14 protein-coding genes are annotated in these 14,747 nt (G+C 64.5%); 9 read left to right on the top strand and 5 right to left on the bottom strand.

Annotation, left to right across the window (positions count from 1 at the left end; all coding sequences use genetic code 11):
- Window positions 1-51: 51 nt before the first annotated feature.
- A complete protein-coding gene (locus tag ACQKQA_RS05195) occupies window positions 52-2,376 on the bottom strand; it encodes an FdhF/YdeP family oxidoreductase (RefSeq protein WP_427554212.1) in 2,325 nt (774 codons plus the stop codon).
- Window positions 2,377-2,820: 444 nt separating this feature from the next.
- Here ACQKQA_RS05195 and moaA point away from each other — a divergent pair, with 444 nt between their 5' ends.
- The 5 genes from moaA to moaE all read left to right on the top strand — a co-directional run bounded on the left by moaA (window position 2,821) and on the right by moaE (window position 6,028).
- Window positions 2,821-3,819, top strand: a complete 999-nt coding sequence (moaA, locus tag ACQKQA_RS05190) for a GTP 3',8-cyclase MoaA (protein WP_427554210.1) — start codon at window positions 2,821-2,823, stop codon at window positions 3,817-3,819.
- 39 nt (window positions 3,820-3,858) lie between these two features.
- Window positions 3,859-4,758, top strand: a complete 900-nt coding sequence (locus ACQKQA_RS05185) for a bestrophin family protein (RefSeq protein ID WP_427554208.1) — start codon at window positions 3,859-3,861, stop codon at window positions 4,756-4,758.
- A gap of 77 nt (window positions 4,759-4,835) precedes the next feature.
- Complete coding sequence (moaC, locus tag ACQKQA_RS05180) at window positions 4,836-5,330, top strand: cyclic pyranopterin monophosphate synthase MoaC (RefSeq protein ID WP_427554206.1); 495 nt, start codon at window positions 4,836-4,838, stop codon at window positions 5,328-5,330.
- On the top strand, window positions 5,327-5,578 hold the full coding sequence (locus tag ACQKQA_RS05175; RefSeq protein WP_427554204.1) for a MoaD/ThiS family protein: 252 nt from the start codon (window positions 5,327-5,329) through the stop codon (window positions 5,576-5,578). Before moaC ends, ACQKQA_RS05175 begins: the two co-directional genes overlap by 4 nt.
- A 3-nt stretch (window positions 5,579-5,581) precedes the next feature.
- On the top strand, window positions 5,582-6,028 hold the full coding sequence (moaE, locus tag ACQKQA_RS05170; protein ID WP_427554202.1) for a molybdopterin synthase catalytic subunit MoaE: 447 nt from the start codon (window positions 5,582-5,584) through the stop codon (window positions 6,026-6,028).
- 31 nt (window positions 6,029-6,059) lie between these two features.
- Here moaE and ACQKQA_RS05165 read toward each other — a convergent pair whose 3' ends face one another.
- Together ACQKQA_RS05165 and mobA are read right to left on the bottom strand one after the other, a co-directional pair.
- A complete protein-coding gene (locus ACQKQA_RS05165) occupies window positions 6,060-6,962 on the bottom strand; it encodes a LysR family transcriptional regulator (protein ID WP_427554200.1) in 903 nt (300 codons plus the stop codon).
- 146 nt (window positions 6,963-7,108) lie between these two features.
- Window positions 7,109-7,699: a molybdenum cofactor guanylyltransferase MobA gene (mobA, locus tag ACQKQA_RS05160; RefSeq protein ID WP_427554198.1), complete on the bottom strand. Its 591-nt coding sequence runs from the start codon at window positions 7,697-7,699 to the stop codon at window positions 7,109-7,111.
- 251 nt (window positions 7,700-7,950) lie between these two features.
- Here mobA and moaB point away from each other — a divergent pair, with 251 nt between their 5' ends.
- A complete protein-coding gene (gene moaB, locus ACQKQA_RS05155) occupies window positions 7,951-8,490 on the top strand; it encodes a molybdenum cofactor biosynthesis protein B (RefSeq protein ID WP_427554196.1) in 540 nt (179 codons plus the stop codon).
- A complete protein-coding gene (locus ACQKQA_RS05150) occupies window positions 8,487-9,692 on the top strand; it encodes a molybdopterin molybdotransferase MoeA (RefSeq protein WP_427554194.1) in 1,206 nt (401 codons plus the stop codon). The genes moaB and ACQKQA_RS05150 overlap by 4 nt, the downstream gene beginning before the upstream one ends.
- Before the next feature lie 32 nt (window positions 9,693-9,724).
- On the opposite strand, the gene ACQKQA_RS05145 is transcribed toward ACQKQA_RS05150, so the two are convergent.
- Both ACQKQA_RS05145 and ACQKQA_RS05140 read right to left on the bottom strand, forming a co-directional pair.
- Entirely contained in the window at window positions 9,725-10,765 is a 1,041-nt protein-coding gene (locus ACQKQA_RS05145) for an FUSC family protein (RefSeq protein WP_427554192.1), read from the bottom strand.
- 51 nt (window positions 10,766-10,816) lie between these two features.
- The gene (locus ACQKQA_RS05140; RefSeq protein WP_427554190.1) at window positions 10,817-12,442 is read right to left on the bottom strand and encodes an NADP-dependent glyceraldehyde-3-phosphate dehydrogenase; all 1,626 of its coding nucleotides are present in this window, start codon (window positions 12,440-12,442) and stop codon (window positions 10,817-10,819) included.
- Between the two features lie 462 nt (window positions 12,443-12,904).
- Here ACQKQA_RS05140 and ACQKQA_RS05135 point away from each other — a divergent pair, with 462 nt between their 5' ends.
- Together ACQKQA_RS05135 and ACQKQA_RS05130 are read left to right on the top strand one after the other, a co-directional pair.
- Window positions 12,905-13,303, top strand: coding sequence for a c-type cytochrome (locus ACQKQA_RS05135; RefSeq protein WP_427554188.1), 399 nt, complete (start codon window positions 12,905-12,907; stop codon window positions 13,301-13,303).
- A gap of 86 nt (window positions 13,304-13,389) precedes the next feature.
- Window positions 13,390-14,718 (top strand): D-arabinono-1,4-lactone oxidase, encoded by a 1,329-nt coding sequence (locus ACQKQA_RS05130; RefSeq protein ID WP_427554322.1) that lies wholly within the window; start codon window positions 13,390-13,392, stop codon window positions 14,716-14,718.
- Window positions 14,719-14,747: the final 29 nt, after the last annotated feature.

Here is a 14,747-nt window from a genome sequence, read left to right as displayed (position 1 = left end):
CAATGCAGGCTTCGAAAGGGCCGGAGCGACACGCGTGCCGCCCCGGCAGGTTCAATCGACGGAGGACTGGATCAGGTTGCTGGCTGGCGCCGGTTCAAGGCGGATCGCGATGAACTTCGAGGTTGGGGTGAAGGTACGGTCGCCGTAGCTTTCCAGCGGCACCAGAGGGTTGGTTTCCGGGTAGTAGGCAGCAGCCTGGCCGGCTGGAATGTCGTAGGCGATCAGGGTGAAGCCGCTCACCCGGCGCTCACGGCCGTCGCCCCACAGCGAGACCATGTCGACCTTTTGCCCCGGCTCGTAGCCCAGCTTGCGAATGTCCTGCTCATTGACGAACACCACGTCGCGCATGCCGTAGACCCCGCGATAACGATCGTCCAGGCCATACAGGGTGGTGTTGTACTGATCGTGGGAGCGCATGGTCTGCAGGATCAGCTCCGGCTTCACCTCCAGGTCGCGCACGCCTTGGCTCACCAGGTGCTCCGGCAATACGCCAGGGGTGAACTGGGCTTTGCCAGTGGCGGTTTTCCAGATGCGCCGGGCGGCGTCGTTGCCCAGGTGGAAACCGCCCGGGTGCAACAGTTTTTTATTGAAGTCGGTGAAGCCGGGAATGGTGTCGGCGATCAGGTTGCGGATCCGGCTGTAATCCTCGATCACCCAGAGCCAGTCGATGGGGTGGCTGCCCAGGGTGGCGTTGGCGATCCCGGCGATGATCGCCGGTTCCGAACGCATCAGCGGCGACTTGGGTTTCAGCTGGCCGTGGGAAATGTGCACCATGCTGAAGGTGTCTTCCACGGTGACGCCTTGCGGGCCCTGGGCCTGCATATCGATATCGGTACGCCCCAGGCACGGCAGGATCAGCGCCTCGCGGCCGGTGACCAGGTGGCTGCGGTTGAGCTTGGTGGAGATGTGCACCGTGAGTTCGCAGTTGCGCAGGGCGGCATGGGTGCGCGGGCTGTCGGGGGTGGCCTGGGCGAAGTTGCCCCCCAGGCCGATGAACACCTTGGCGCGACCCTCTTCCATGGCGGCGATCGCCATCACCGTGTTGTGGCCGTGCTTGCGCGGCGCCTTGAAGGCAAAACGCGTTTCCAGGGCATCGAGCAGCTCGGCGGGGGCCAGTTCGTTGATGCCCATGGTGCGGTCGCCCTGCACGTTACTGTGGCCGCGCACCGGCGACAGCCCGGCGCCCGGGCGCCCGATATTGCCGCGTAGCAATTGCACGTTGATCACTTCCTGCACGGTCAGCACCGAGTGGGTGTGCTGGGTCACGCCCATGGCCCAGCACATGATCACCCGTTTGGCCTTGCGGTACATGCGGGCGGCCAGTTCGATGTCCTCCAGGGACAGCCCGGACTGCTCGAGGATGTGCTCCCAGCTGGTGGCGTCGACCTCGGCCAGGTAGGTGTCCAGGCCTGAAGTGTGTTCGGCGATGAAGGCCCGGTCGAACACCGCCTCGCCGTTGTTCGCCAGGGCTTCGCGCTCCCACTGCCAGAGGAACTTGGCGATGCCGCGCATGGCCGCCATGTCGCCGCCCAGGGCCGGGCGGAAGTAGGCGGAGGAGGTGGGCTCCGAGCCGTTGGTGAGCATTTCCAGCGGATGCTGCGGGTGCTGGAAGCGTTCCAGGCCACGCTCTTTGAGCGGGTTGAAACAGATCACCTGGGCGCCACGTTTCACCGCTTCGCGCAGCGGTTCGAGCATTCGCGGATGGTTGGTGCCGGGGTTCTGGCCGATGACAAAAATGGCGTCGGCTTCCTCCAGGTCATCGAAGGTCACCGTACCTTTGCCCACGCCGACGCTGTCGTCCATGCCCAGGCCGCTGGCCTCGTGGCACATGTTCGAGCAGTCGGGGAAGTTGTTGGTGCCGTAGGCGCGCACGAACAGCTGGTAGAGGTAAGCGGCCTCGTTGCTGGCACGGCCCGAGGTGTAGAACTCGGCCTGGTCGGGCGACTCCAGCCCGTTCAGGTGCCTGGCGATCAGGGCGAAGGCATCGTCCCAGCTGGTTTCGACATAACGATCCAGGCTGGCGTCGTAACGCATGGGGTGGGTCAGGCGGCCCTGGTATTCGAGCCAGTAGTCGCTTTGCGCCGCCAGCGCCGACACCGTGTATTTATTGAAGAAAGCCGGATTGACCAGGCGCCCGGTGGCTTCCCAGTTGACCGCCTTGGCGCCGTTCTCGCAGAACTTGACCATGCCGTTTTCCGGCGATTCGCCCCAGGCGCAACCGGGGCAGTCGAAACCGCCGTTCTGGTTGGTCTTGAGCATGGTGCGAATATTCTTGAAAGCGTTTTCGCTGCCCAGCCAGTTCCTGGTCACGGCAATCAGCGCGCCCCAACCGGCGGCCGCCCCCTTGTACGGTTTGTAGCGTTCAACTTCGCTCATGGTTCTTCTCCAGGACATCGCACGTAGGCTGTGCCTAATGCCAAGTCATTGTTAATGACTATTTTGTTGTGCGGTTAAATACGCATTTATTTGAAGCTGCTTATAAGTCATGCGTATTCATTCACTTCACGGGTGCCGCTCAAGTACTACGGGAGCAAGCCTATGTTGGCCGTGAAGTGCCTGTCTAATCGCTATTAATAACCAGCTGATCGAGACCCTCTATCAGGTAAAAATTTAAAGTAAATCAATTGATTATTTGTTTAAGGTGGTGTGCGTTCAGGTGTTTTTCTGCTTGATAGATCCTATTGATCATCCGGTTGTTAATAGCGATTAGACGGCGCTTTTAATTGAACTTAGTCTTACCGCAACAAGGCCCCTCTATAACGGCGGCCTTTTAATAACAGCCCTCGGGTCGATACGCCTGAAGTGTTGGTGGAGGCGGTAATGTCAGATCGAATCCTGCGGGATGGTTTTTCCAGGCGAGTCGACTATCTGCGAATGTCGGTGACCGATCGCTGCGACTTTCGCTGTGTGTATTGCATGGCCGAAGACATGCAGTTCCTGCCGCGGCAACGCATCCTGACCCTGGAGGAGCTCTATCAGCTGGCGCAAAGTTTCGTCGCCCTGGGCACCCGGAAGATCCGCCTGACCGGTGGCGAACCCTTGATCCGCCCGGGAGTCGTCGAGCTGTGCCGACGCATCGCCGCGCTGCCGGGGCTGCGCGAGCTGTGCATGACCACCAACGGCTCGCAGCTGGGCAAGCTGGCGGCGCCCTTGTTCGAGGCCGGGCTCCAGCGCCTGAACATCAGCATCGACAGCCTCGATGCCACGCGCTTTCGCCAGCTGACCCGCACCGGCGACCTGGCCCGGGTCATCGCCGGCATCGATGCGGCGAATGCCGCCGGTTTCCAGCACACCAAGCTCAACTGCGTGGTGATGAAAGGGCGCAACGATCACGAGATCAACGACCTGGTGGGCTTTGCCATCGACCGCGGGCTGGACATCTCCTTTATCGAAGAGATGCCCCTGGGGACGATCAGCGAACACAGCCGTGCCGGTGCGTTCTTTTCCAGCGCCCAGGTCCGCGAGCGCATCGCCGAGCGCTACACCCTGATCGACTCTGCCGAATCGACCCAGGGGCCGTCGCGTTACTGGCGCCTGGCCGAGGCGCCGGATATCCGCCTGGGGTTCATCTCGCCCCACAGCCATAACTTCTGCGCCACCTGTAACCGGGTGCGGCTGACCGTCGAAGGCCGGCTGCTGCTGTGTCTGGGCAACGAGCATGCGGTCGACCTGAAGCAGGTGCTGCGCAGCCATCCGGGCGAGTCGGAGCGCCTGGAGCGGGCAATAGTCGAGGCGATGAAAATCAAGCCGTACCGCCACAACTTCGAACTCAACGACGAGGTGCAAGTGGTGCGGTTCATGAACATGACCGGCGGCTGACCCGCGCGGTTTCTCCCTGTGCAAAAAGGCTGTCTTGCGATGATCGTCAGATCCAAACCCAACCTGATCAATGTGCTGATTTCCCTCAAGGGCTCGATCGCCAGGCGCATCGCCCTGCGCAGCTTGCTGGTGACCCTCCTGGCCTCGGCGATCGTGCTGATCGAGACCCTGTACCCGGCCTATTTTTCCAGAGTCAACGCCACGCCTTTCACCCTGTTGGGCCTGTCGCTGTCGATCTTCATGAGCTTTCGCAACAACGCCTGCTACGACCGCTGGTATGAAGCGCGCAAGGCCTTGGGCACGCTGGTGACGGAAATCCGCTCGATGATCCGCGAAACCCAGGTGATCGCGGACCCGCAGCAGCGCAGCCGGATTCTGCGCAACCTCTGCGGCTTCGCCCATGCCCTCAACGCCAGGCTGCGCCAGGAAGACGAGCTGAGCGCGGCGGGCACCTGGCTGAGCCAGCTGCCGCCGGCCCAGGCGCCCAATGTGCCGGACAGCATCCTGCGCCACGTCGGCCAACAGTGTTCGACCCTGGCCGAATCCGGGGCGATCAGCGAATGGCGCTACACGCTGATGGCCAATCACCTGAGCAGCCTGACCCATGCCCAAACCATCTGCGAGCGGATCAAGGGCACGCCGTTGCCCTTTCCCTACACGCTGTTGCTGCACCGCACCAGCTACATCTTTTGCATCCTGCTGCCCTTTGCGATGGCCGAGCCCCTGGGTTGGCTGACGCCGATCTTCACGGCCATCGTCAGTTATACGTTCTTCGGCCTGGATGCCATTGGCGACGAGCTGGAAGACCCCTTTGGCCGGGACGAGAACGACCTGCCGACCGATGCCCTGGTACGCACCATCGAGCGTGAGGTGCTGGATGCCCTGGGAGCTACCCAACTGCCACCGGTGCTGCAACCGGTGGACTTCGTGCTGAGCTGATCGGCGCCCACGCGTTCGCCCCGGTTCCCCGGGCAACATCGCATACTCAACCCAGCCTGCAGGCTGCGAGGATAAACATGAACCACGATTGCACGACCTTGACTCACCTGGATGCCGAAGGCCGGGCCAACATGGTCGACGTCAGCGACAAGCCTGCGACCGAGCGCGTAGCCCAGGCCCAGGCCTGGGTGCGCATGGGGCCCGCCACCTTGCAACTGATCCAGCGCAACGGCCACCCCAAGGGCGACGTGTTCGCGGTCGCGCGCATCGCGGGAATCATGGCGGCGAAGAAAACCCATGAACTCATCCCGCTGTGCCACCCGTTGCTGCTCAGCTCGATTCACCTCGAACTGGAGGCTGTCGGGCCCGATAGCGTCAGGATCGTCGCCACCTGCCGGCTGAACGGCCGGACCGGCGTCGAGCTGGAAGCCCTCACCGCGGCCAGTGTGGCTGCGCTGACTCTCTACGACATGTGCAAGGCGGTCGATCGCGGCATGGTCATCGACAGCATCCAACTGCTGAAGAAACAGGGCGGACGATCAGGCACCTTTGACGCGGGAGTCGCCCCATGATTCTGATCAACTACTTTGCCCGTTATCGCGAGCAGCTCGGTATCGGCGGCGAGAAGATCGCGCTGGACGGGTCCTTGCGCAGCGTCGGCGATGTCAGGAAGTTGCTGATGGCCAGGGGCGAGACCTGGCAGGCGGTGCTTGGCGAACACAGCCTGATGTGCGCGCTGAACCAGGACCTGTGCAACCTCGACGCGCCCATCGGGGACTTCGACGAGATCGCGTTTTTTCCGCAAGTCACCGGGGGCTGAGCCATGACCGTGCATGTCCAGGCCGAGGCCTTCGACCTCGATCGGCTGCACCGCGAGGTGCGCGGCGAGGACCCCGGCGTGGGCGCGGTAGTGACCTTCGTCGGGTATGTGCGCGACCTGAACCTGGGAGAACAGGTGGGCAACCTGTTCCTCGAACATTACCCGGGCATGACCGAGCGTTCCTTGCAGCGCCTTGTCGACCAGGCCAATGAGCGCTGGCCGCTGCAACGGGTGACCGTGGTGCATCGGGTGGGGCTGTTGCAGGTGGCTGAGCCGATCGTGTTCGTCGGCGTCGCCAGCGCGCACCGTCAGGCGGCCTTCGACGCCTGCGCCTTCCTGATGGACTACCTGAAAACCCGCGCGCCGTTCTGGAAGCGCGAACGGACGTCGTCCGGCGAGCGTTGGGTGGATGGCCGGGAGAGCGACCGACTGGCCGCCAGCCGCTGGTAGGGCAGGAATGCGTCTTGCGGCGCAGCCCCTTTTAGTCGGCCGTTGGCTCTTGCCCGGCAAACAGTTTCCTGGCTTCGGCAAAGCACTTTTCGGCGATGGCCGAACGTGGCTCGGTCTTGCGCATCACCAGGCCCAGGGGCGCCAGCACGCTGGCATCCGGCAGGTTGATGAACGCCAGGTTTTCGATCGGGTTTTCCAGGGTGCTGGACAGCGGCATGATCGAGCAGCAGAAACCTTCGTGAATCGCCTGGAACAGCTGATAGGTCGAATCGCTTTCGAGTATCGGCTGCGGGTCGAGGCCGCGGCTGCGGAAACTCAGGTCGATGGATTTGCGGTAGTGCATGCCGTTGCTGATCATCCCCAGGGGCAGCTCGGCGGCTTCTTCCCAGCTCATTTCGCTGCCTTCGAAATGGAAGTGGCGGGTGTCGTACAGCAGGCCGACGCGGGTTTCGCCGATCTCGAAAAACTCGAAGTAGTTCGGGTTCACGTGGTCCAGATAACACACCCCCAGGTCCAGCTGGTTGTTGCCCAGGCCCTCGATGATCTGGTCCGAGCTCATGGACGACAGGGCGAACTTGAGTTCCGGGAAACTCCGGGAAAGCCCCTGGACGTAGCCGATCGGGTTGAAACTGCTCAGCGGCACCAGGCCCAGGCGCAGGCTGCCGACCAGTTGACCACGGCACGCGGCGGCCTCGGCGAACAGGCCGTCATGGGCGGCGAGCAGGGTCCGCGCCCAGGCCAGCACCCGCTCGCCGGCCTCGGTGAAACCTTCGAAGCGCTGGCCGCGCTTGACCAGCACCAGGTCCAGTTCGTCCTCCAGGTTGCGCAAGCGCATGGACAGGGTCGGCTGGGTAATGTGGCAGCGCGCGGCGGCCTGGCCGAAGTGCCGGGTCTGGTCCAGGGCGATAAGGAACTTGAGTTGTTTGATGTCCACGATGGCACCTGCTGAGAAAGGGGGTTGATGTCTGGGGTAAGGCCGGTGGCCAGGATGCACGAAGCGTCTGCACATCCCGAACCGGCCTTTGGAGGAAAGGGCTGTGCGCCCGTTCGGTGGCACGCGGAGCTGTTAGAAAAGCGCTGTTAAGAAAGTAGTTCAGGGGTGTTGAAGTTGCTCAGGCGCGGGTCGTCCTCCGCGCAGATCAAGGCCTGCGGCCGGTACTTCGACAAGGCGCGCTGCAGGCTGCGTTCGCCGGCGTCCCAGTCTTGCTGCAGGCTCGCCAGCAAGGCCTTGGGGATCAGGCTGAACATCGGCTGCCAGTGGCCGGCCTGCCGCACCATCAATACCGCGTCCGGGGCGGGGCGCGCCGCCAGCATGGCGCCGATCAGGGCGCCATCGATTTTCGGCGCGTCGCAGGCGAATACCAGCAGCCACGGATGCCGCGCCACCGCCAGGCCGGCGAGGACGCCCGTCAGGGGCCCCGGGAAATCCTTCTGCGAGTCCTCGACCAACTGGTCGGCATAGGCCCGATACTGCTCGGCGTTGCGGTTGCAGGAGATGATCAGGTCGTCGCTGAAGGGCCGGACCGCCGCCTGCACATGGGCGATCAGCGGCTTGCCCCGCCAGGGCAGCAGGCCCTTGTCCCGTCCGCCCATGCGCGCACCGCGGCCTCCGGCCAGCAGCAATACCGAGCAAGGGATGGACGAAGGGGAAGCAGGGCAGGTCGGGAGCATTGTTCAAGGCACGCAGGTTGGGTATCGGGACGATCTCATTGTCGCCCTGGCGAGTCCAATCGGAAGTATCGAATGGGCAATCAAAAGGCTCTATCAGCCGCGGATTCCACCAGGGCCAACCGGCACTTTCCGGAGAAAGAATCCTTGATAGATTTGCTCGATAAAGTGGTCGGCCAGAGTGATTAGACACTGACGGTTTCAGCGCTTTAGCCTCCGGCCATGATTTTTATGAGTGCCTGCCGGAGAAAGACATGAGTGTGAAATCAGATGCATTGTTTGTCCCCCTGAATATGGCGGTGCTGACCGTCAGCGACACCCGCGAATACGCCACCGATACCTCCGGGCAATTGCTCGTCAGCCGCCTGCTGGAAGCCGGCCACACCTTGAGCGAGCGCAACCTGCTCAAGGATGACCTGTACAAGATCCGCGCCCAGGTCGCGCTGTGGATCGCCGACGAGAATATCCAGGTGGTGCTGATTACCGGCGGTACCGGTTTCACCGGGCGCGACAGCACGCCCGAGGCGGTGAGCTGCCTGCTGGACAAGCAGATCGACGGTTTTGGCGAGCTGTTCCGGGCGATCTCCATCCTCGATATCGGTACCTCCACCGTGCAGAGCCGGGCCTTGGCCGGGCTGTCCAACGGCACCCTGGTGTGCTGCCTGCCCGGCTCCACGGGCGCTTGCCGGACGGCGTGGGAAGGCATCCTCGCCGAGCAACTGGATGCCCGCCACCGGCCGTGCAATTTCGTGCCGCACCTCAAGCAGGTGCAAGCCTGCGGGACCCGCGGATGAGCCCCTCGCCGCTGATGCCGGTGGAGGAGGCCAGCGCCCGCTTGCTGGCCATGGCCGAGGCGCAACGCCTGCAGGACAGCGAGCCGGTGGCGCTGGGCGAGGCGCGGCAACGGGTGTTGGCCAGCGACCTGGTGGCGACCCTGGATCTGCCGCCCTGGCCGAACAGCGCCATGGACGGTTATGCCTTGAACCTCGATGGCTGGGACGGGCAGCCGCTGGCGGTGTCGCAACGCATTTTTGCCGGACAGGCCCCCGATCCGTTGCTGCCGGGCACCTGCGCCCGGATTTTCACCGGCGCGCCGCTGCCCCCGGGCGCCAACAGCATCGAGATGCAGGAGAACGTCGAGGTGCGGGACGACGGTCGCGTCCGTTTCAAGCAGCCGCTGAAGGCCGGCCAGAATATCCGCGCGCAAGGCCAGGAGAACCGCGCCGGGCAAGTGCTGCTGCGGGCCGGCAAGCGCCTGGGACCTTTTGAACTGGCCATCGCCGCGGCCCAGGGCTGCACCCACTTGCCGCTGGTGCGGCGGCCACGGGTGGCGTTGCTGTCCACGGGCGACGAACTGGCCGAGCCGGGCACGCCCTTGCCGCCTGGCTGCATCTACAACAGCAATCGCACCCTGCTCGGCCACTGGTTGAGTGCCCTGGGGTGCGAGGTGATCGACGCCGGGATTCTCCCCGACCAGCCGCAGCAGACCCGGCTGCGCCTGGAACAGCTGCAATGCGCCGCGGACCTGATCTTGACCACCGGCGGCGTCTCCGCCGGTGACGCCGATTGCCTCGGCCAGGTGCTGCGCGAGTGCGCCACCCCAGTGTTCTGGAAGCTCGCGATAAAACCCGGCAAGCCGTTGACCGTGGGGCGCTTCGGCACGGTGCCGGTGATCGGCCTGCCCGGCAACCCGACCTCGGCCCTGGTGACTTTCGGCCTGCTGGCTCGGCCTTATCTGTTGCGCATCCAGGGCGTCGAAGAGGTCACGCCGTTGAGCTTCCCGGTCAGCGTCGGTTTCGACTGGCCGAAAGCCGGAGGCCGCCGCGAATACCTGCGGGCCAGGCTGGAGGAGGGGCGCGCCGTGCTTTATCCAAACCAGAGTTCCGGCGTGTTGCTGGGCGCTTCCTGGGCCGATGGGCTGGTGGAGATCCTCGAGGGCAGCACCTTGCGGGCCGGTGAGCCGGCGCGTTTCATTCCGTTCAGCGAGTTGTTCTAGCCGGCGCGGCTCTGGCAGCAGGCGCGGCGCATTCAGATCTTCCAGTGCTCGGCGCTTTTCGCCAGGCGCTGGCGCATCTCGTTGAGGTTGGCCACCAGTTGCCGGGTCAGCAGGCGGTAGCCGTCCAGCGCCGTGTAGACCGAGGTGTCGAGGGCGATGGACGAGGCGCCTTCCAGCGGCCGCCCCAGGCGCCTGGTGGCGCCGGACTGCAGGGCGCGGGCCATGCCCACCAGTTGGATCCGCACCAGCCGGTGTTCGTGCTTCAGGGCCTGTTGCAGTTGCTCGCGGGCCTGGGGCTGGCTGAGGTCCGGCCGGGTGTTGCCGAGGATTTCCAGGGTGCTGAAGCACATGCGCAGATGGCGCTGGATGGCGTCCAGTTCGGTCATGGAAATCCGCACTTCCTTGGACACCGAGGGCATCAGGGAGCGCAGTTGCAGCAGGGTGCCGTTGAGGCGCCCCAGCAGCTTCAGGTGCTCGTCGTCGGTCACCGACTGGCCACCGATGATGCGTCCGTAAAGCGTGGCGCAGTCGCGCAGGGCGCTGGCCAGGTTGTAGCGCCAGGAATACACCGCGTACAGCGGAATGGCGAAGGAGAACGCCAGGGCCAGGGCGATGCCGATGAGAATGTCCACCGTGCGCCACAGGCCATCGCTGACGTGGTTGTCGCCATGGCCGGCGACGATGAACACGGTGATCGCCGCCAGCAGGGCGGTATAACCGCCCTTGCCAATGGCGTGGTAGGAGAAGTAGCCGCAGACCGCCGACATCCCCAGGTAGGTCAGCCAGGACTGGCCCAGGTAGGCCTGCTGCAGCACCAGCACCAGGCCGACGCCCGCGCCGATCAGGGTGCCGATGGCCCGTTCCGCGGCCTTCTTGCCGATATTGCCGTGGTGCTGCAAGCCGCCGATCACCACCAGCATGGTCACCGACGCCCATTCGCCGTGGGGCAGATCGAGGCCGGTGGTCAGGGCGATGGTGGCGAGCAACCCCAGGGCCACCCGCACCGCATGGATCAGCCGGGCGTAGCGGTAGCGCCGATACGGATCCAGTACCGGAAGCAGGAAACGGCGCAACAGCGGTGGCAGGCGCCAGGTGTTCAGCAGGCCCAGAGGATTTCTCCCGGTCTAGAAAATGTAATCGGTGGTCAGGAAGCTCGACTCCCGGTTCCGGATGATGTCGCTGATCAACCCCTTGTTGCTCTCCTGGAACTTGGTGGCCACCAGGGTGCGGATCGAGAAGGTGCGCAACGCATCATGCACCGACAGCGTGCCTTCGGCGGAGTTTTTGCGACCGTTGAACGGGTAGGTGTCCGGGCCGCGCTGGCACTGGGCGTTGAGGTTGATCCGCCCGACCTGGTTGGCGAAGCTGTCCACCAGGCGTCCGACCTCGGCCGGCTGGGTGCCGAAGATGCTCAGTTGCTGGCCGAAGTCCGATTCCAGGACGTAGTCGATCACCGTTTCCAGGTCGCGGTAGGGCACGATCGGCACCACCGGCCCGAACTGTTCTTCCTGGTACACGCGCATCTGGCTGTTCACCGGGTACAGCACCGCCGGATAGAAGAACGACGCCCGGGTTTCGCCACCGCCGGGGTTGACCACCTTGGCGCCCTTGGCGACGGCGTCGGCCACCAGGGCGTGCAGGTAATCGACCTTGCCCGACTCCGGCAGCGGCGTCAGCGCCACCCCCGGCTCCCACGGCATCCCGGGCTTGAGGCCGAGCAGCTTGGCGTTGAATTTCTCGATGAAGCGCTCGACCACGGTTTCGTGGACGAAGAGGATTTTCAGCGCGGTGCAGCGTTGCCCGTTGAACGACAGCGAACCGGTGATGGCCTCGTTGACCGCGTTATCCAGGTCTACGTCCGGCAGGACGATGCCGGGGTTCTTCGCGTCCAGGCCCAGGGCGGCGCGCAGGCGGTGCGGCTTGGGGTGGAGTTTCTTCAGGTCGCTGGCGGCCTTGTTGGTGCCGATGAAGGCGAAGATATCGATCTTGCCGCTGGCCATCAGCGCGCTGACGGTTTCCCGGCCGCTGCCGTAGATCACGTTGATCACCCCGGCCGGGAAGCTGTCGCGGAAGGCTTCCAGCAGCGGGCGGATCAGCAGCACGCCGAATTTGGCCGGCTTGAACACCACGGTGTTGCCCATGATCAGCGCCGGGATCAGGGTGGTGAAGGTCTCGTTCAGCGGGTAGTTGTACGGCCCCATGCACAGCGCCACGCCCAGCGGCACGCGACGGATCTGGCCGAGGGTGTCCTGTTCCAGTTCGAAGCGGCTGGAACGGCGGTCCAGTTCCTTGAGGGCGTTGATGGTGTCGACGATGTAGTCGCAGGTGCGGTCGAACTCTTTTTCCGAGTCCTTGAGGTTCTTGCCGATTTCCCACATCAGTAGCTTGACCACCGCCGAGCGCTGTTCGCGCATGCGCCCGAGGAAGGCTTCGACGTGCTGGATGCGTTCGGCCACGCGCATGGTCGGCCAGGCGCCCTGGCCACGGTCATAGGCACGCACCGCGGCGTCCAGAGCGGTCAGCGCGGTGTCGGCGTCGAGCAACGGGGTGCTGCCGAGAATCACCTGTTCGTCGCCAGTGGCGGTGGCCAGGTACACCGGGCTGCGCACCAGGGCCAGGGGCCCGTTCCAGGTCCGCAGCTGGCCGTCGACCAGGTACTCGCGTTGCTCGACCTGGCCGTCCAGGCGGTAGTGCTCGGGGATGTCGGCGGCGACGGGGAACAGCGTGTTCAACAAAGGGGCTGTGGTCATGACTCTATTCCGTAATGGCGATGGGCAAGGCACCGACGGGTTGGAGGGCGCGTCGGCGCTGACGGGCGAGACCGGTCTCCAGGGGCTTGCTGCAAGGGGTAGACGCCCTGGTGTCTCGGGTCTTTAGCAAAGAGCTGGGCCAAAATGGCGGAAAGTCGTGTAGCAGAGCGGCGATGGTGTGGTTCTTTGGGCCAAGAGTAGCCGCTTTTTCCCCTGGAAAAACAGCCTTTGTTGCAACTGATATTGAGCCGCTGGCGGATCGGTTCCGGCGGCATTCACCGGCTTCTGTAGGAGCGCAGCTTGCGCGCGATAGCCGCGCAGCGGCGGTTCCGCCAACGCCTCGTATTCACGGGCCTGGCCGCAGATGCCCCCCTCGCTGACCCGCAATGCCCTCAGGTCCTGGCGGCGCCTGCCTTAGTGTGGGGGCTGTGCCGATCCCGGCCATCACCCGAGAGGAACACCATGCCGGCAACGACTGCCTCGCGGCGGCCTTTATCCATTCCCCTGTATCGCCTGGCACGCGCGGCGCTATGGCTGACGCTCGGCGGGCTGCTGGCTGCCTGCGGCGACCAGCCCGCGCCGCTGCCGGCCACTGCCGTGCAACAGCTGCCCGGCGACCCGGCGCTGGCGCGGATCTACGACAGCAGTTGCAAGCTATGCCATGCCAACCCGGCCTCCGGCGCGCCGCTGACCGGCGATGTCCCGGCCTGGCAACCACGGATCGCCCAGGGCGCCGACACGCTGCTGGACCACAGCATCAACGGCTACAACGGCATGCCGCCGATGGGCCTGTGCATGCAGTGTTCCGAGGAGCAGTTCCTCGCCCTGATCCGCTTCATGTCCGCACAAGACCTCCAATAATCCAGCACAGGGACATTTGCATGACCATGCACCTCACTCGACGTCAGTTGCTGCAACGGGCCGCGGTGGCCGGGACCTTCAGCGCCCTGGCCAGCAACCCGCTGCTGGCCGAGCTGGCGCGGGCACCGCGGCTGATTCCCTGGCGCAACTGGTCCGGCGCGCAAAGCTGCCTGCCCCTGGCGCGTCTGGCGCCCAAGGACCTGGACGAACTGGTGCAGGTGATTCGCCAGGCCCCGGGCAAGATCCGTCCAGTGGGCTCGGGGCATTCCTTCAGCGCCCTGGTGCCCACCGACGGCACGCTGCTGTCGCTGAGCTATTTCAGCGGCCTGCTCAGCCACGATGCCCAGAGCCTGCAAGCCGAGTTCGCCGCCGGCACGCCGATGTCGCGCATGGGCGCGCCGCTCAAGGCGGTCGGCCAGGCCCTGTTCAACATGGCCGATATCGACTACCAGACCCTGGCCGGGGCCATCTCCACCTCGACCCACGGCACCGGGGTCGGCTTCAAGTCCTATTCGGCCCAGGTCTGCGGCCTGCAACTGGTGACCGCCAGCGGCGAGGTGCTGGACTGCGATCGCCAGCGCCATGCCGACATCTTCAATGCCGCGCGGGTGTCCCTCGGCGCGCTGGGGGTGGCGACCCGGGTGCGGATGCAGAATCGTCCGGCCTATCGCCTGCGGGAAAAACAGTGGATCGCCAAGACCGAGGAACTGCTCGAAGACGTGGCGAAAAACACCCGGGAGAACCAGCACTGGGAAATGCTGGTGGTCACCCATTCCGACTACGCGCTGTCGATTGCCCTCAATGAAACCCAGGACCCGGCGACCCCGCCCGTGGACCCGGCCGAGGAGGGCGGCAACGAGTTCGTCAGCCTGATCGAGAACCTCGACAAATACGTCAGCGACTTCCCCGAGACCCGCCGCGCGCTGCTCAACAGCCTGCGGCACTTCGCCAGTTTCGATGATAGGGTCGGCGACTCCTACGAGATCTACGCCAACGTGCGCAGCGTGCGCTTCAACGAAATGGAGTACTCGGTGCCGGCCGAGCACGGCCCGGCGTGTTTGCGGGAAATCCTCAAGCTGATCCGCGACAAGGACCTGCGCACCTGGTTTCCCATCGAGTACCGCTACGTCCAGGCCGACGACATTCCCCTGAGCATGTTCGAGGGCCGCGACAGCTGTTCGATCTCGGTGCACCAGCACTACGCCATGGACCACCACAACTTCTTCGCCGCCATCGAGCCGATTTTCTGGAAGTACGCCGGCCGCCCGCACTGGGGCAAGGTGCACAGCCTCAATGCCCGGCAGTTGCAGGCGCTGTACCCGCGCTGGCGGGAATTCACCCGGGTGCGCGAGGCCCTGGACCCCACCGGCAAGTTTCTCAACGCACACCTGTCGTCCGTCCTGGGCGTGGCCTGAAAGGAGAAAAACCATGAATCGACGCAGCT

This window comes from Pseudomonas sp. NPDC089530 (genome assembly GCF_050280705.1).
Lineage (GTDB): Bacteria > Pseudomonadota > Gammaproteobacteria > Pseudomonadales > Pseudomonadaceae > Aquipseudomonas.
The sequence above is the reverse complement of the archived record's forward strand: the minus strand, read 5'-3'. Positions and strand labels throughout refer to the sequence as shown.